22 protein-coding genes are annotated in these 14,126 nt (G+C 61.9%); 11 read left to right on the top strand and 11 right to left on the bottom strand.

From position 1 onward, the window contains the following. Window positions 1-316 precede the first annotated feature (316 nt). A complete protein-coding gene (locus tag SynA1524_RS04850) occupies window positions 317-523 on the bottom strand; it encodes a hypothetical protein (protein WP_186499184.1) in 207 nt (68 codons plus the stop codon). A gap of 27 nt (window positions 524-550) precedes the next feature. Here SynA1524_RS04850 and SynA1524_RS04845 point away from each other — a divergent pair, with 27 nt between their 5' ends. The 5 genes from SynA1524_RS04845 to SynA1524_RS04825 all read left to right on the top strand — a co-directional run bounded on the left by SynA1524_RS04845 (window position 551) and on the right by SynA1524_RS04825 (window position 1,801). Then, window positions 551-721 (top strand): hypothetical protein, encoded by a 171-nt coding sequence (locus tag SynA1524_RS04845; RefSeq protein ID WP_222930511.1) that lies wholly within the window; start codon window positions 551-553, stop codon window positions 719-721. Between the two features lie 149 nt (window positions 722-870). Beyond that, window positions 871-1,020 (top strand): hypothetical protein, encoded by a 150-nt coding sequence (locus SynA1524_RS04840; RefSeq protein WP_186499182.1) that lies wholly within the window; start codon window positions 871-873, stop codon window positions 1,018-1,020. Window positions 1,021-1,039: 19 nt separating this feature from the next. Then, on the top strand, window positions 1,040-1,297 hold the full coding sequence (locus tag SynA1524_RS04835) for a hypothetical protein (RefSeq protein ID WP_186499181.1): 258 nt from the start codon (window positions 1,040-1,042) through the stop codon (window positions 1,295-1,297). A 16-nt stretch (window positions 1,298-1,313) separates the two neighbouring features. Further along, window positions 1,314-1,523: a DUF3721 domain-containing protein gene (locus tag SynA1524_RS04830; RefSeq protein ID WP_186499180.1), complete on the top strand. Its 210-nt coding sequence runs from the start codon at window positions 1,314-1,316 to the stop codon at window positions 1,521-1,523. Beyond that, window positions 1,520-1,801: a hypothetical protein gene (locus SynA1524_RS04825; RefSeq protein ID WP_186499179.1), complete on the top strand. Its 282-nt coding sequence runs from the start codon at window positions 1,520-1,522 to the stop codon at window positions 1,799-1,801. The genes SynA1524_RS04830 and SynA1524_RS04825 overlap by 4 nt, the downstream gene beginning before the upstream one ends. On the opposite strand, the gene SynA1524_RS04820 is transcribed toward SynA1524_RS04825, so the two are convergent. From SynA1524_RS04820 to SynA1524_RS04805, 4 genes are all read right to left on the bottom strand, one after another. After that, window positions 1,782-2,129, bottom strand: coding sequence for a hypothetical protein (locus SynA1524_RS04820; protein WP_286188735.1), 348 nt, complete (start codon window positions 2,127-2,129; stop codon window positions 1,782-1,784). The genes SynA1524_RS04825 and SynA1524_RS04820 overlap by 20 nt on opposite strands. Beyond that, window positions 2,126-2,839, bottom strand: coding sequence for a 16S rRNA (uracil(1498)-N(3))-methyltransferase (locus SynA1524_RS04815; protein WP_186499178.1), 714 nt, complete (start codon window positions 2,837-2,839; stop codon window positions 2,126-2,128). The genes SynA1524_RS04820 and SynA1524_RS04815 overlap by 4 nt, the downstream gene beginning before the upstream one ends. Window positions 2,840-2,981: 142 nt before the next feature. Next, window positions 2,982-3,173: a hypothetical protein gene (locus SynA1524_RS13185; protein ID WP_353616577.1), complete on the bottom strand. Its 192-nt coding sequence runs from the start codon at window positions 3,171-3,173 to the stop codon at window positions 2,982-2,984. 59 nt (window positions 3,174-3,232) lie between these two features. Then, window positions 3,233-3,532 (bottom strand): hypothetical protein, encoded by a 300-nt coding sequence (locus SynA1524_RS04805; RefSeq protein ID WP_186499177.1) that lies wholly within the window; start codon window positions 3,530-3,532, stop codon window positions 3,233-3,235. Window positions 3,533-3,611: 79 nt separating this feature from the next. Between SynA1524_RS04805 and SynA1524_RS04800 the strand changes: the two genes are divergently transcribed. From SynA1524_RS04800 to SynA1524_RS04790, 3 genes are read left to right on the top strand one after another with little or no spacing between them, the layout of a single operon-like run. Beyond that, the gene (locus SynA1524_RS04800) at window positions 3,612-4,568 is read left to right on the top strand and encodes a permease (protein ID WP_186499176.1); all 957 of its coding nucleotides are present in this window, start codon (window positions 3,612-3,614) and stop codon (window positions 4,566-4,568) included. A 13-nt stretch (window positions 4,569-4,581) separates the two neighbouring features. Continuing rightward, a complete protein-coding gene (locus SynA1524_RS04795; protein ID WP_186499175.1) occupies window positions 4,582-5,235 on the top strand; it encodes a TIGR03943 family putative permease subunit in 654 nt (217 codons plus the stop codon). Continuing rightward, window positions 5,232-6,554: a hypothetical protein gene (locus tag SynA1524_RS04790; RefSeq protein WP_186499174.1), complete on the top strand. Its 1,323-nt coding sequence runs from the start codon at window positions 5,232-5,234 to the stop codon at window positions 6,552-6,554. The genes SynA1524_RS04795 and SynA1524_RS04790 overlap by 4 nt, the downstream gene beginning before the upstream one ends. Here SynA1524_RS04790 and SynA1524_RS04785 read toward each other — a convergent pair whose 3' ends face one another. Both SynA1524_RS04785 and SynA1524_RS04780 read right to left on the bottom strand, forming a co-directional pair. Next, complete coding sequence (locus SynA1524_RS04785; RefSeq protein WP_286188691.1) at window positions 6,555-7,556, bottom strand: hypothetical protein; 1,002 nt, start codon at window positions 7,554-7,556, stop codon at window positions 6,555-6,557. 153 nt (window positions 7,557-7,709) lie between these two features. Then, window positions 7,710-8,630: a metal ABC transporter solute-binding protein, Zn/Mn family gene (locus SynA1524_RS04780; protein ID WP_286188690.1), complete on the bottom strand. Its 921-nt coding sequence runs from the start codon at window positions 8,628-8,630 to the stop codon at window positions 7,710-7,712. A 92-nt stretch (window positions 8,631-8,722) separates the two neighbouring features. Between SynA1524_RS04780 and SynA1524_RS04775 the strand changes: the two genes are divergently transcribed. Together SynA1524_RS04775 and SynA1524_RS04770 are read left to right on the top strand one after the other, a co-directional pair. Continuing rightward, the gene (locus tag SynA1524_RS04775; protein WP_186499172.1) at window positions 8,723-9,433 is read left to right on the top strand and encodes a metal ABC transporter ATP-binding protein; all 711 of its coding nucleotides are present in this window, start codon (window positions 8,723-8,725) and stop codon (window positions 9,431-9,433) included. Beyond that, a complete protein-coding gene (locus SynA1524_RS04770) occupies window positions 9,426-10,202 on the top strand; it encodes a metal ABC transporter permease (protein WP_186499171.1) in 777 nt (258 codons plus the stop codon). Before SynA1524_RS04775 ends, SynA1524_RS04770 begins: the two co-directional genes overlap by 8 nt. Window positions 10,203-10,226: 24 nt before the next feature. On the opposite strand, the gene SynA1524_RS04765 is transcribed toward SynA1524_RS04770, so the two are convergent. From SynA1524_RS04765 to SynA1524_RS04755, 3 genes are all read right to left on the bottom strand, one after another. Continuing rightward, window positions 10,227-10,460 carry a hypothetical protein gene (locus SynA1524_RS04765; RefSeq protein ID WP_186499170.1) on the bottom strand — a complete coding sequence of 78 codons (234 nt, stop codon included), beginning with the start codon at window positions 10,458-10,460 and terminating at the stop codon, window positions 10,227-10,229. A 3-nt stretch (window positions 10,461-10,463) separates the two neighbouring features. Further along, the gene (locus SynA1524_RS04760) at window positions 10,464-11,501 is read right to left on the bottom strand and encodes a glycoside hydrolase family 10-like protein (RefSeq protein WP_502707908.1); all 1,038 of its coding nucleotides are present in this window, start codon (window positions 11,499-11,501) and stop codon (window positions 10,464-10,466) included. An 88-nt stretch (window positions 11,502-11,589) separates the two neighbouring features. Next, window positions 11,590-12,585, bottom strand: a complete 996-nt coding sequence (locus SynA1524_RS04755) for a ribose-phosphate pyrophosphokinase (RefSeq protein ID WP_186499169.1) — start codon at window positions 12,583-12,585, stop codon at window positions 11,590-11,592. Window positions 12,586-12,617: 32 nt separating this feature from the next. Here SynA1524_RS04755 and SynA1524_RS04750 point away from each other — a divergent pair, with 32 nt between their 5' ends. Continuing rightward, window positions 12,618-13,172, top strand: a complete 555-nt coding sequence (locus SynA1524_RS04750) for a hypothetical protein (protein ID WP_502707907.1) — start codon at window positions 12,618-12,620, stop codon at window positions 13,170-13,172. Here SynA1524_RS04750 and SynA1524_RS04745 read toward each other — a convergent pair. Then, window positions 13,132-14,091, bottom strand: a complete 960-nt coding sequence (locus SynA1524_RS04745; RefSeq protein WP_186499167.1) for an LCP family protein — start codon at window positions 14,089-14,091, stop codon at window positions 13,132-13,134. The two genes, SynA1524_RS04750 and SynA1524_RS04745, sit on opposite strands and share 41 nt — an antisense overlap. Between the last annotated feature and the right edge of the window lie 35 nt (window positions 14,092-14,126).

The raw sequence follows: 14,126 nt of genomic DNA, 5'->3' as shown, positions 1-14,126 counted from the left end.
ATCAACTTGCGCCCAAGAAAAGCATACTTTGCTGTACAACCCTTAGTTTCCTTTTCAGCTCAAGAGAGTCGCAAACTCATAGAAGGCCATCCTGTCGAGCTTTATCATGATTTGAACAGACACACAGAACAACAGAAACACATCAGGCACAAGAATCTCAAGCTATCTATTAGCGAACACTATTAATCAGAAGCAACGCCGAGAATCATTAGCGTTGATCGGCAGGATTCAAACCTGCTCCAGCTACAACGCTCACTGTCGATGCAGTGATTCTGATGAGGAATGGATCGCGGGCAGGCGCTTCTGCTGATTGGCATCAGAGTGTCTTTGAGCCGCGAGAAGTGCCTTCACGCACTGCCCCCCCCTTGAGCGCATCCCGACTCAAGCCAGCACCATCCTTGCGCTGGGTTGCGACATCGAGGCTGTTGACGCCGTCATTAGACACGCCCAACGAGAGGTCCAACGGCTCAAGCCCAATCGAAACCGGCTGGCCTGCACCACTGCAAACAGTGATCAACGCCACCCGTAGCTGAGCACCATGCGCATTGTTTTGATCGGCAGCTTCGGTAGCAGCAGTGATCAGCATTACCGGGTGCATCAGCCCGCTGCCGCCCTGGCCGCCGACCTGCTCGTGCTCAAAGACTCAGACCAAAACATCAAAACCACGCTCCTCAACATCAATCGCGACGATCTCATCAACTATCAGCCCGATCTCATCTGATCTGACAACACAAAACACAAACCTGCTTCAGCAACCAACCCTCAAACCAATAAACACACCCCTCACTTGCCCACAATCCAGCCCAGTTGCACAAAAAATGAGGGACAACTCAGGGACAAGCACCTCAGACTGGTTCCTACAACTAAAAAGTGAGCGGCAGCAGCGGCCAGAAACCCCAGCGCTGGTCAGCTGGATTCGCAGAACGGGATTGGCTCACCAAGTGGCGTGTGGCCCTGGGCTCGGATCGGCTCCACAAGCTACCGGCCACGCAAGGCTCCATCGACATCACTCCAGAATGACCAAGCAAGGTGCCAGGTCATGACCGACCACAACGACAAGACCCTCTCCGCCCGGGAGATGGTGCGAGCCCACGCCTACCCCGTGCTGGCTGCCGTCAGCAGCTTGAGCCTGTTCACCATGGCCATGCTGCTCATTCCTCAGGCGGTCAGACATCAGCGCTTCAACCGTTGCGTCGATGCGCAGATCCAGATGCGTGATGCCATCAATCCCGGCAGCCAGCAGGGGCCCGGCAGAATGAACGAGCTCAAGGCCTTTCAACATTGCGAAGGCCGTTGATCCAGGGTCCGGTTCGATGCATCGTTTCGCTCTCTTCGCACTCCTTGGCACATCCCTTCTCCACAGCGGTTGGGCTCAGGCCCATCGCAAGGGGATGTACGACAGCCAAGCCGAGGCCATGAGCCGCGCGGTGGAGATCGGTTGCTCCACGGTTCACCAGAACAACGGTCGTTGGATGCCCTGCTCCGATGAAAGGGAATTGCATCAGCAGATGCGCAAGCAATGACGAGGCAGCCCAACCGCAATCAACAGCGCCAGGCTCGACGCCTGCACCGCAGGCTGGTGCCGATCGCTGCAGCACCGCTGCTGCTGACGGCTGGAACCGGTTCCCTTTACAGCCTGCTGCTGGAGCAGGACATCGATGCCTTTTGGCTGCTGAAGATCCACACCGGAGACTTCGGGCCGATCAACCTGCAGCCGATCTATTCGGTGATCCTCGGGGGGCTCACCGTCGTGGTGACCATCTCCGGACTCTTGCTGCTGATCAGGACGCCGGCCCGCTGAAGTCCAACACCAAATCCCCCAGGTCATCCCGGCGGATCACAAACCCAAAGCCGTCCAGCGTTCCGGCCCAGCGGCCTGCATCCGCATCGGCCTCGCTGCCTTGTGCGGACTCCACGGTGTGGCCAAACAAGGTGGCAAAACAGTGGGCAGCGACCTGGGCCGCCTCCTCAGGTCCCATCTCATCCAGCTCATGGGCCTCCACCGAACAACCCTCCAGCAGCTCGGCATCGATCACATTGCCGCTGCCCAGATCTGCCACCAATGCCTCCAGTCCGGCCTGGTCGTTCATCTCACCCATCGATGCAGTGTTGACGTTGCCATCCATCATCCCCAACCCAGCGCCAATGCGGCCGTCAATGCCGTATCCACGCTGAGCACCCGAGTGCCCAGATGCACCGGCTGCGCGATCACCACCTTGGCCAACTCCAATTCGAAGGGAACAAAGCCCCCCTCCGGACCGATCATCACCACCGCCGGTACGGCGGGGGTCGCTGAAAGGGCCAGGGCTGATCCCATCTCCGCCAGCCAGCAGGGGCGACCGGCGCAGATCGTCGACAGTTGATCCTCCACAAACGGGCGAAACAACCGGTGCTGATGGACCACCGGCGCTACGGTGTCTTGGGCTCGTTCCATCCCTGCCATCAGGGCCTCCTCCACCTTGTCAGTCGACAGAAGCGGGGTTTGCCAGAAGCTCTTCTCCACCCGGGCAGTGTTGATCAGGTGGAGGTTGCAGACCCCGTATTCCGCCACGGTGCGCAGGATCCGGCGCAGCATCTTCGGGCGCGGCAGAGCCAGCACGATGTCAAATCGGTGCCGTGGCGGGGGCGGTTCGCCGAGGGCCACCCTCAGGGTCACGCCGGTGGCATCGATCGCTTCGATCCGTGCATCACCCCGCTGACCCCCCACAACGCCGACCCGGATCGACTCCCCCACGGCTGATCGCAACACTTGACGGAGGTGATCAGCCCTGTGATCAGTGATCTGCACCGTGCTCGCATCAAGCCAGTTGTCCCCTGGACGCAGCAGCAGGATGTTCACCGCAGCTCAAAACCCACCGGCAAAGCCATTAACAGTGCTCGAAGATGCCGGGGGATTCGGGCGGTGCAGTCCGGCTCAGATACGCCGCATCGGCCTCAGCCATGGCGTCTGGATCGTCCTGAAACCAGCAGCCGTACATCAGCTATTCGATCCGCTCGACATCCAGCCCCCGATCGGCGACGTCCTGCCACAACCGCTGACTGAGTTCAGCCTCCCCCAGAAGAAACTGGGCCCGCGCCAGATTGCGTGCAGCGCTGAAATGGGCCTGTCGATCCCGTAGCGCAGTGGATTCATAGCGCAGCAGACGGCTCTGAAGGGTCTGGATCAATCCCATCGCTGTGCATTCACTGACAACAACCTGGATCGCGGATCAACGCTCAGCAATGAGTGGACCTACCGATCACAGCGGCTGAACCCCAGAAGAATCCGGTCCTGGAGAGCCGCGTGATCAAGCCCAGGGCGCTGCCGCTGCAGCGCCGGAAGAATGTCGAGCAAGCGGTCGTTGGCGCGGCGGGACAATGCGCACACCCCAGCGGCGTCTCCTGTCGATGCCGCCAGCTGGATCTGATCCAGCAGCAGCTGCACCTGGAAAAAGCGTTGGTCGAGGGTCTGGGCATGAGCAGCCGCCCCAAGGGTCGAGAGCAACACCAGCCCTGACAACACCCTCCCTAACGCCACCGCGTGCTCCCGCACCAGCCTTCAACGTCGCACACTCCGCTATCGCCATGGCTGGTAAAACTGTGAGAATCCCTTTTGGTGCAACTGCCAGAACGTGGAACGAGTGGCCACCGCCTGGGCGATCTTTCAAGGATTGCTCCTGGAGGCGATTCCGTTTCTGCTGCTGGGGGTGGTGATCGCAGGCCTGGCCCGTTGGCTGGTGCCCCAGGGGGCCTGGATCAGCCGCTTGCCCCGTCACCCAGTGCTTGCCCCGATCACCGGCGCACTGATGGGGTTCGCCCTGCCGGCCTGTGAATGCGGCAATGTGCCGGTCGCCCGCCGCCTGCTCGCCAGTGGCGCACCCTTAGGCACCGGCTTTGGATTCCTGTTTGCAGCACCGGTGCTGAATCCAATCGTGCTGGCGAGCACCTGGGCGGCCTTTCCCGATCAACCCTGGCTGCTGATCGCCAGACCCCTGGGGGCTTTCCTTCTGGCCATCCTGCTGAGCTTGCTCCTGGCACAACTGCCTGAAGCACAGCTGCTGGAAACGGCGTTGTTGAGCGAACGGCGCCTCAGTCAACCGCTGCGCAAACTCGACCTGCTGCAACGGGGCAGCGGGTTGATCGGCGCACCGCTGCCAGCCAGCACGGGCCAACGGCCGCAGCGCCCATTACTGCGGGATGTGCTGGATCAAAGCAGTCGCGAATTCCTGGATCTGCTGGCTCTGTTGGTGCTCGGCTGCGTCATCGCCGCCACCGTGCAGACCTGGTTGCCGCGCAGCTGGCTGCTGGCGATCGGCGGGGCACCGACAGGATCAATCCTGGCGTTGATGCTGCTGGCGGTGGTGGTGTCGGTGTGCTCGAGCGTGGATGCCTTCCTTGCCCTCGGTTTCGCGGCGCAGGTAACGCCGGGGGCACTACTGGCCTTCCTGTTGCTTGGACCAGTTGTTGACCTCAAATTGGCGGGATTGTTCACCGTGCTGATGCGGCCCCGCGCCATCGCGATCACCGCCGCCGCAGCCAGCCTGGGGGTGCTGTTGATCGGCCAATGGGTCAACCTGTGGCAGCTGTGATCCGGGGGATGGCATGAGTCGCGGATTGCTGCTGATCCTGTGGGGATGGATGGTGATCTGGAGCGTGCTGAGCGGCCACCTGGATCTGTTGCTGCGTGGGGTGTTTCACAGCCTGGTCGGTGCCTCTGGAGCCGTTTTGCTCGCAGCAGGACTCCTGCTGGTGATCCGACATCGCCGCCGCCGCGAGGCCACGCGCTGGCCATGGCTGATCAGCGCAGTACTCGGTTGTCTGGTGTTGCTGATCCCCCCGAACCCCTCCTTCAGTGATCTGGCGAGCAACCGCCCCCAGGGTCTGCCGGAGCCAGCAGAGCTCGCCTTCGTGTTGCCGCCGGAGCAGCGCAGCCTCACGGAATGGGTGCGACTGCTGCGCAGCCAGCCCGACCCGCAGCTGGTGGACGGAAATCCCGTCAACATCAGCGGCTTCGTGTGGCGGCAACCCGAGGGGCCGCCGTTGATCGCCAGGCTCACCGTGCGCTGTTGCCTGGCCGATGCCACCCCAGCTGGACTGGCGGTGGCCTGGCCAGCAGATGCCGAACCAAAAGCCAACCAGTGGTTGGCGATTCAGGGCCGGATGACGGTCGCCCCGCGCAATGGTGAACCCACCGCTGTGGTGGTGCCGACTGTGATCAAGCCCATCCCCCGCCCCGAGCGACCGCTGGAGCCATGACGCGCAGGCTGACGCTGCTGCTGCTGTTGGCTGCTGCGACCGTGGTCCTCCAGCAACAGCTGCTGCTGCGACGGGCCCCGCGGCTGCTTGGCGTCGAACCACAGCCGCTGCAGTCTGGCCGAGCGGCGGTGGACCTGAGCTTCAGCCGCGCGATGCACCGCAACAACCTGGCGGCGGAAAGCAGCCTTGACCCTGCACTACCCCATCGCTGGCTAGGCCAAGGCAACCGACTGCGGTTGATCCTCGGAGGGATAACGCCCATCGATGCCCCCATCGCACTGACGATGGCGGGCCGTGACCAGCGCATGCAACCGATGACGCCTCAGACGCGATGGTGGGATCCACGCCCGTGGTTGCTGGTGACGCGGCATGTGGAGGGCGGTGAGCAGCTGCAGCTGCAGGACCGGCAAGGCCAGTGGCATCCCCTCAGCCCTGTCTGGGCCTCACTGCAGAGCCTGGTTCCCCTCGGCAACGGCAGCGGTGTCGCCATGGTGAGCAGTAACGGCAATGGAAAGGAGACGATCTGGCGCAAACGGCTCACCCCTCGCAACATTGCCCTATCGAAACAGCAGCTGGGAGTACCCGCCCAAGGCGTTCTGGAACCACTGAGTGAGGGCGATCTGCTGTTTGGACACATCAGCAGCAACCTCAATGGCGATCTGCTGGTGCAGACCGGCGGATTGAAACCGGGCAGTGAAACCCTTGAGCTGCTGCTGGCCAATGGCGAGCGACAGATGCTGGAGCTGCCCTCCTCCGGACCGGTGCAGTTGCTGCCAGCCGGCGGCGGCCTGGTGGTGCCGGGCTACGACGGCATCAGCATCCAGCCGCTCAAGGACAACGGCAAGGCTCCCCAAGTGCTGCCGGGCAGCCGTGAGCTTGGGGCCTTCTGCGCCACGTCAGGCCGAGCGGTGCTGATCCGCCATTGGCCGGACTACCGCCGCTCCATCGAACTGGTGATCCCTGGCCTGGCCCCGCGACAACTCCACCTCGGAGACCAGGCCGTGCTGGCGGTGAGCTGCAATGGCTCCGGCGATCGGATCTGGGCGGTGTTGGGGATCTGGCAGGGCCAACGCAGCCAGCATGAAATGGTGCAGTTCAACAGCGAAGGCACAGTCCTTCAACGGCGAAATCTGGCCCCCTGGACCCTGAGGCCAGGAACAGGGGTGGAGCACAACTCCGTTGGCAACGATCTGTTGATGACGTTGACCCAACCCGATCTGAAGGGCGGGCGAGCCGCCCTGATTGAGGCCGACACTCTCCGATTGAGGGAAGTGATGGACGAACCGATCAAGGAGGCCCGCTGGCTGCCGGCGGGCTGATCAGAAGCTGAAGGTCACCCCCGTGCCGAGGTGGTGCTGCCATCCCTCACCCCAGCCAGGAGCATCATCCGGGCTGTAGGTCGGCTTCCAATGGGCGAACAGAACGGCATCGCCAACGGGGATAGAGACTTCCACTTCACCGGCAAAGTCAGTCCGCTGACTCAAACCTGAATAGCTGCCAGGTGTGTAGAAACGAGGCCCGGCATCGATGATGACATTGATCTGGTCAATGTTGAAGCCAACGCCCAGGCGGGGATCGGTGTAGTTGCCCATCCAGGTGCCATCGGATTCCCAACCCTGACGGTGCATCACGGAGAGGAAAATGCCCTCGAGAATGCTCTCAAGACCATCACCCAAAGCGAAGTCAACGTCACCATCACCAAGCGCCCAAACCACTTTAGCACCTAACTCATTCTTTAAACCCTGGATATCGTCACCTTGATCCTCGGTGACGTAATAGGGCATCCAATCCACCGTGAGGCTGAGGCGATCATTGGGTGCATAGCGCACACTAAGGAAACCACGAACGTCCGTTCGTTTCAGCTCAGGATCACCATGCCCGTGTTCATCGTGGGCATGCTCTGCGTGCTCATGATGATCATCCTCAGCATGCTCGTCGTGGTCATTATCAGCATGCTCGTCGTGGTCGTGATGATCATCCTCAGCATGCTCGTCGTGGTCATTATCAGCATGCTCGTCGTGGTCGTGATGGTCCTCATCCCTATGGCCATGATCATCATCAACATGCACCTTCCCGTAAAAATGTTCAGCCTCACCCCACACCACTGAAGGTCCCACAGCGGCTTCAATCGTGAGACTTCCGCCGTTGCCCAAGCCCCACTGGAACACGCCACCAAACAATCCATCAATGGCGTAATGCTTGGGGTTATCATCCAAGTTGGTTTCAAACCCACCATGCCCTTCGATGGTAATCAGAGGAGTGAAATCAAACTCACCAGCCTCAAGTTCCTCATCTCCTCCCCCATGGGATCCATGGGCCATGACAGGCCGGGCTGCAGTGCAAGGGAGCAGAAGCAGGGCTAAAAGCAGGAATCTGAGACGTGGCTTGGTTGAGAAGACGAACACGGGAGAGAAAATGTTGAGGGAGAGGAGAAAAGATTGAGGATGCTTGGACGTCTGCACGTCAAGCAGGCATTAACGAATGGCCTGCCAACGATCATTCAGGGCCTCAGCAGAGGCCTTATCACAGGTCCCGCCCTGCCCTTGCACCATCGTGCAGATGTTGATCGTCGCCGTGGAGATCGCTGTTTCTCCGGCAGCTGTTCCCTCACCAACTAGTGGTGTGGGCGCAATTGGCAATCCGGTTGATCTGCTGATCCTGCGCAGCGTTTTGCTCGGAGGAATCGACGGCGTGAAAATCACCTTTGCGCCTGAAGCTTTGATCTCCTTGCTGATCCTGCGCAGGCTGGAGGGACGCAGCACACCCCCAGTGGTGTAGCTATCAAGCATGGCAATTTCATCCACCCCGTAGCGATCGGCCAAGTGGCTGTAGGTCTTGTGATCGGTGACGATCACCCGCTGCGGTTGAGGCAGCTTTTCAAACTGAATGGCTCCCCAACGGCTGAGGTCGTTAAACACAGCAATGGCTACCGTCGCGCGTTCTTTAAAACCTTCTGTTTCCGATGCGGGCAGGACAGGAATCAGAGCAGAGCTCAGTGCCGACACCATGGCGGCCGAGTTGGCCGGGTCATGCCAGACATGGGGGTCGCTTCCCGTGTAATTCGGCAATGCCTGTTCGCCAACGGCCACGACAGACCCAGGACTGGTGATCTCATCGGCTGCAGGGGTGAGACCAAAGCCGATGTGAACCACTGCTGCCGACGTTGCGATGGCCTTCCGGTCGCTGGGCTTGAGGCGATAGCCGTGGGGATCACCACCCGGCGGGATCAGGCAGGTGACCTTCGCCGCCGCTCCCACCACCGTTCGGGTGATGTCACACAGGGTTCCATCCACAGCCACAACGCTTGGCTGGGCCGCCTGCGCCGAGACTGAACAACCCGAGACAATGCCCAGGGCGACCGCCAGACCCTTGACCGAAAGCGCAGGACGCGCCATGACACTCGAATGAGAATGATTATCATTTTTACAGTTCAACGGGTTGGCGCAACCCAATCGCGACCGCATGATGAAGTGAACCCACCGCAGCTGTGACAGAACCTCATTCGTCCATCAAGGGGCATCTCGCAGCCAGGGATCTCAGCTATAGCCACGGCCCAAAATCAACACTGGAGCGTGTCGACCTGGAGCTCCAGCCCGGCACGCTGACGGCACTGGTGGGCCCCAATGGCGCTGGCAAATCAACGCTTCTGCATCTGTTGCATGGCCGCCTCCAACCTTCGGGAGGAACCTTTGAATGCGGCGGCAGCATTGGCCTGATGCCCCAGAGGGCAGCCATCGACTGGACCTTTCCCATCACCGTGAAGGATATGGTCAGGCTTGGACAACCCAACAGCCAGGGACGAAACAACAGCCAGGGCACAACAACGGCCGAGACCCTGCTGGAGCGGGTTGGAATGGGGGAGATGCGGGGGCGGCGTCTCAATCAGCTCTCCGGCGGCCAACAGCAACGGGTGCTGCTGGCCAGAGCCTTGATGCAGCAGAGCGACGTCCTGTTGCTTGATGAACCCTGCAGTGCCATCGATCCCCCCAGCCGTGAGCACCTTCTCGGGGTGTTGCGCCAACAGGCCAACTCCGGTCAGACCCTTCTGGTGAGCAGCCACGACTGGGGCAGCGCCCTCGACAGCTACGACCGTGTCGTCGTTCTTGATCGCAAGGTGCTTGCTGCGGGATCCCCCGCTGAGGTGCGCGACCAGCTCAACGACATGGCCTGCCTGATGGGGAGCCATTGCTGTGGCTGAGCTCGACCTCTGGTGGCTGACGCCGCTGATCCTGGCCCTGCTGATCGGGCTGATTTGCCCAGCGACCGGCTCACTGCTGATCACCCAGCGGCGCATCCTGCTGGCCAATCTGATGGCCCATTCGGTCTTGCCCGGCCTGATCCTCGCGCTGGCCTTCGAACTCGATCCAACCATCGGCGGCCTGATCAGCGGACTGCTCGGGGCGCTGTTGGCGGAACAACTCAACCAACGCTTCAAAGGCCGGGAAGAAGGTGCCATGAACACTGTTCTGGCCGGATTCACCGCCCTTGGCGTGCTGATGGTGCCCTTGCTGCAGGCGCGGGTTGATCTGGAAACACTGCTGTTCGGCGACCTTCTGGCCGCCAACGAAGCAGACCTGATTCGCACCGCCGTGGCAACCGTCGCGCTGCTGGTGCTTCTGAGCCTGTCTTACAGAGATCTGGTGTTCCTCGGCGTCGATCCCGATGGAGCCGTCGCGGCCAAAAGGCCGGTGTCCAGAATTCGTTTTACTGCCATCGTGATCACTGCCCTCGTGGTGATCAGCGCCATCACAGCTGTGGGCATCGTGCTGGTGATCGCCCTGCTCTGTGCTCCGGTGCTGGTGCACGTGGATCGCTGCCTGAGCTTGCGGGGGCTGATGTTGCGCTCTGCAGGAACAGGCCTGCTGCTCTGTGGCGGCGGCATGATGCTCGCGGTTGCTGCGGATCTCCCCCCTGGCCCTTTGATTGGCGTGCTCTGTGTGGGGTTGCTGCTGTTCAAACGCCCCTGATCGCCATCAGCACCAACGCATCAGCTAGCTAACAGTGGCGAACCACCCCCCCAACACAGCCGCGATCAGGCCACAGGCCAGGGCTTGCAGCACCTGCTGTTCCGGTTTCTCACGCTCAAGGCCCTCGATGATCCGGCTGGCGGACGCAAAGGTCTCCAGATCCCTCTGAAATCGGCGCAAAGTGCGATCAATCGCCTCCTCGGTGAAAACCAGGCGCCGCAACTTGGCGCGCAGTCGGTTGAGCTCGATCTCCGTCAAGGCTCAGTCCTCACACCCCAGCAGCCGGAAGGAATCGAAGCGTTGCTGGCGGTTGGTCTCCGGCACATGCCGACCCCAGAGGCCCTCCCAGTAAAAGAAGATCACGCCGTAACCGCGTTCACGGGCCAGGCGAACCTTCTGCTCCAGATCGCCCATGGACGTGGTGCGTCGTCCGAACCCCGCCAGGATTCCGATCTGGGTTGGGATCCGCCAGTCGCGGGCCTTGCGCAACGCCGGTTGGTCGAGATCGCGGGCAAACCCGTTCACGGAATAGGCGTAGTTCTGCACAACCAACTCGTCGATCAACTCCCCCAGCGCCCACAGTTCCCAGTCCTGAAGCCAAAGGTTGTAGGCCTGCCGAAACGGTCCCGGCGACAGGCTGATCGTTGTGGAAAGATCCTCCTGCTTCAATCGCTCCCGCAAGTCCCGCAGCAACGCCATGAGCTGACGGCGACGCCAGCTCATCCACATCCGGTTGGAGTGGTCACGCGGGGGTGCTGATCCGGTCTGCTGCCGGTAGAGCTCAACGGTGTAACGGTCGTAGCCGAACTGCACCGGCCAGGCGAAGTGGTCATCCAGCTGCAGACCATCCATCGGACAGCGCTTCAACGTCTCCACGACCAGGCCAATGAACCGTTCTCGCACCTCCGGATGCGCCGGGTTGAGCCAGGCCATGCGGTGGTCCCCATGCATCGCCATCCAGCGCTGACCATCGGCTTTGGCCAACACCCACTCGGGATGCTCTTGGACAACGGCGGCGTCGGCCGGTTCCATCAGGCCGTACTCAAACCAGGGCATCACCTTGATGCCTCGCTTGCGGCCCTCCTCCGCCAACGTGCAGATCGGATCCACCTCCACACCTGCCTTCTCGAGCGATGGCTCAACCGGTGCGAAGCGGCTTTGGTGAAACGTAGTGCCGCGGCTCCATACATTGGGCACCACGCGATTGAACCCGGCCTGCTGCAGTTGATCCAATGCAGCCCTGATCCGCTCACGGCTGTAGTAAAGCTTGCTGGGGCTGTTGGTCAGCCACACCCCCATGGTTGTGCGTCGCGGCAGCAGCCGCTCAAGCCGCGACTCCGCCAGAGCCGGCGACGCCAGCAGCAGCCCCAGAACCAGGCCGGATGCTCTAACGGAACATCGAACTGACGGAACTCTCCTCGTGTATGCGCCAGATGGCCTCGCCCAGCATGTTGGCAACGGAGAGCACTTGAAGCTGAGGGAAGGTTCGCTCCTGCTGGATCGGAATGCTGTTGGTCACGACCACCTGCTCGAACAGTCCATCGGCCGAGAGGCGTTCACTGGCCGGGGGTGAAAAAACCGCATGGGTGGCAGAGGCGATCACCCGTTTTGCCCCCTGCTGCCGCAGCAGCCTGGCCCCGGCGCAGATGGTGCCACCGGTGTCGATCATGTCGTCGATCAGGATCGCCGTACGGCCGGAGACGTCGCCGATCACCGTGAGGCTTTCGGCCAGATTGTGGCCCGTGCGGCGCTTGTCGATGATCGCCAACGGCGCATCGTTCATCTGTTTGGCAAAGGCCCTGGCCCGGGCCACACCGCCCACATCCGGTGACACCACCACAATGTCGCCGAGGTTCTGCGTGGAGAGGTAATCCACCAGCACCGGTGAGCCATAGATGTGATCACAGGGGATGTCGAAGTAACCCTGAATCTGAGCTGAGTGCAGATCCATCGCCAGGACCCGATCCACACCGGATTTCACCAACAGGTTGGCGGTGAGCTTGGCGGTGATTGATTCACGCCCCGCCGTCTTGCGGTCGGCGCGGGCATAGCCGTAATACGGCACCACTGCCGTGATCTGGCGTGCTGATGCCCGACGGCAGGCATCCACCATGATCAGCAGCTCCATCAGGTGATCGTTCACCGGAGCGCAGGTGGGCTGGATCAAAAACACATCGCAGCCCCGGATGGACTCCTGGATCTGCACATAGAGCTCGCCATCGGCGAAGCGTTTGCACACCCGCGGGCCATCGGGAACTCCGAGGTACGCGGCGATCTCCCTGGCCAGCCCAGGATTGGAGGTGCCGCTGAACAAGCGCAACCGGCGTGTGTCCGGTGTGAGCTTTTCCTGTTCAGCGCGGGCTGCGGTCAGAAAACTGGTCACGGCGCCCGCGGGACGAAGTTTGCTGTAATCCGATGGTAGTGGTGAGCAGGACCCCCATGTCCACAGGTGTTCCGCTGTTGGTGGGTGCAGGCCCCCTGCCGGAGCTGTTGATGCGCGAGGCCTGCACAGCCCTGGCAGAACGCTGGGGACTGGAGCTGAGCCACATCAGCGAAGGCGAATCGCCGCAGCAAACGCTGTCGAGACCATCGGCTCAGCAAGGCTTAATCCGTTTCTGCGGAGATGCGGCGCGACAACGACCGGAGGGGGGCTGCTGGCTTGACGCCCTGGCCGACTGGCGCCAACCGATTCTGCTGATGGTGGCGGGCGAGGCCGGAGGTGGCGTTGCTGGCGCAGCCGCGGCCTATGCCGCTCTCTGCCATCAACTCGGTGCGCCTCTCATCGGACTGGTCCAGATCGGATCACAGTGGAACCGACTGCAACGCCGACGGGATGGTCTGCCCTGGATGGGCTGGATTCCTGCAGCCGGCGTTCCTGAACGGGAACTTGCCCTCGATCATCTGGTGCAGGAGCTGAGCCGACGCAGCATCACAGCCGCGGCCACAGGGGCTGGGGCTCACCGGCCTTGATCTGACGCAGCACCTGCTTCCCGGCCCGCTTGGCCAACGGCAGCTGTTGAACTTTCACCGACAACGGACTGGACAGAACAGCCGCCGCAAGGCTGAGCATCTCTGGTTTGGAGAGGTTGGTCTCCACAGCACTGGCGGCTGCATCCACCAACCCAGGGATTTTGCCCATCACCCCTGGTCCTTTGAACTGCTCCACCACGGCTCGGATCAGCGACTGCTGCCGCAGGCGACGGTTGGGATCATCAAGAGGGTCCTTGAGGTAGCGCGCCAGCTGCTCAGCCTGAGCACCGTTGAGGCTCTGGCGGCCGGCCTGAAGATTGACGGTGTAGTTCTGTGCCTTGTCCGTCCGTTGGAACGAGGCATTCAGGATCACATCGAGATCCCCGAGGCCGTCCACGAGGGAGCGCAGCACCCGCCGAGGAACCACCACGTAGCGGTCCGGTTGATCAGCCGGCAGACCGACCAGTTCCCGGATCGCATCGCTCAGCAGGGCAACACCACCTGTTTGCCAGAGGCTACCGAGCCTGATGGGCGTCGTCTGGCCGGGGAGCTGGAGGGCCAGTTCGATCGGAACCTGCAGCACCCGCAGCGGCTGTTGGGCGTCGACCTGCACCACCATCACGGCATCGGCGTTGGCCCGTCCCCGCGGCGCCGCATTGTTCACGGGATCGTTGGTCTGATCCGCGTCTATACCCACCACCAACAGCGTCACTGGTCCCAGAGGCAAGGGCGCCAGATTGGTGGGGTTGTCGGCGGGGAGAGACTCCGTTCGGGCCACCTGGTCTGGCTCTGGCCAAACCGTGCTGAGCAGCCAACCGGTGGCACCAAGGCCCACCACAGCAGCGGCGAGTCGCAGAACGGTCCGCAGTGGATGACGACCCAACCAGGGCATCAACCGCTTCGGTTGGGTGGGCGTCATCGTCCCCAGGCGGGCTACGGCGCCTAGTTTCGCCC

It is taken from the genome of Synechococcus sp. A15-24, from assembly GCF_014280195.1.
Lineage (GTDB): Bacteria > Cyanobacteriota > Cyanobacteriia > PCC-6307 > Cyanobiaceae > Parasynechococcus.
The sequence above is the reverse complement of the archived record's forward strand: the minus strand, read 5'-3'. Positions and strand labels throughout refer to the sequence as shown.

Excerpts from the sequence above, each read along its gene's own strand:
- SynA1524_RS13185 (WP_353616577.1), bottom strand. The coding sequence starts at position 3,173 with ATGGGATTGATCCAGACCCTTCAGAGCCGTCTGCTGCGCTATGAATCC.
- SynA1524_RS04790 (WP_186499174.1), top strand. The coding sequence starts at position 5,232 with ATGACGCGCAGGCTGACGCTGCTGCTGCTGTTGGCTGCTGCGACCGTG.
- SynA1524_RS04825 (WP_186499179.1), top strand. The coding sequence starts at position 1,520 with ATGACGAGGCAGCCCAACCGCAATCAACAGCGCCAGGCTCGACGCCTG.
- SynA1524_RS04830 (WP_186499180.1), top strand. The coding sequence starts at position 1,314 with ATGCATCGTTTCGCTCTCTTCGCACTCCTTGGCACATCCCTTCTCCAC.
- SynA1524_RS04745 (WP_186499167.1), bottom strand. The coding sequence starts at position 14,091 with ATGACGCCCACCCAACCGAAGCGGTTGATGCCCTGGTTGGGTCGTCAT.
- SynA1524_RS04785 (WP_286188691.1), bottom strand. The coding sequence starts at position 7,556 with ATGGCCCATGGATCCCATGGGGGAGGAGATGAGGAACTTGAGGCTGGT.
- SynA1524_RS04760 (WP_502707908.1), bottom strand. The coding sequence starts at position 11,501 with ATGGGGGTGTGGCTGACCAACAGCCCCAGCAAGCTTTACTACAGCCGT.
- SynA1524_RS04750 (WP_502707907.1), top strand. The coding sequence starts at position 12,618 with ATGGTAGTGGTGAGCAGGACCCCCATGTCCACAGGTGTTCCGCTGTTG.
- SynA1524_RS04780 (WP_286188690.1), bottom strand. The coding sequence starts at position 8,630 with ATGGCGCGTCCTGCGCTTTCGGTCAAGGGTCTGGCGGTCGCCCTGGGC.
- SynA1524_RS04795 (WP_186499175.1), top strand. The coding sequence starts at position 4,582 with ATGAGTCGCGGATTGCTGCTGATCCTGTGGGGATGGATGGTGATCTGG.
- SynA1524_RS04820 (WP_286188735.1), bottom strand. The coding sequence starts at position 2,129 with ATGATGGATGGCAACGTCAACACTGCATCGATGGGTGAGATGAACGAC.
- SynA1524_RS04835 (WP_186499181.1), top strand. The coding sequence starts at position 1,040 with ATGACCGACCACAACGACAAGACCCTCTCCGCCCGGGAGATGGTGCGA.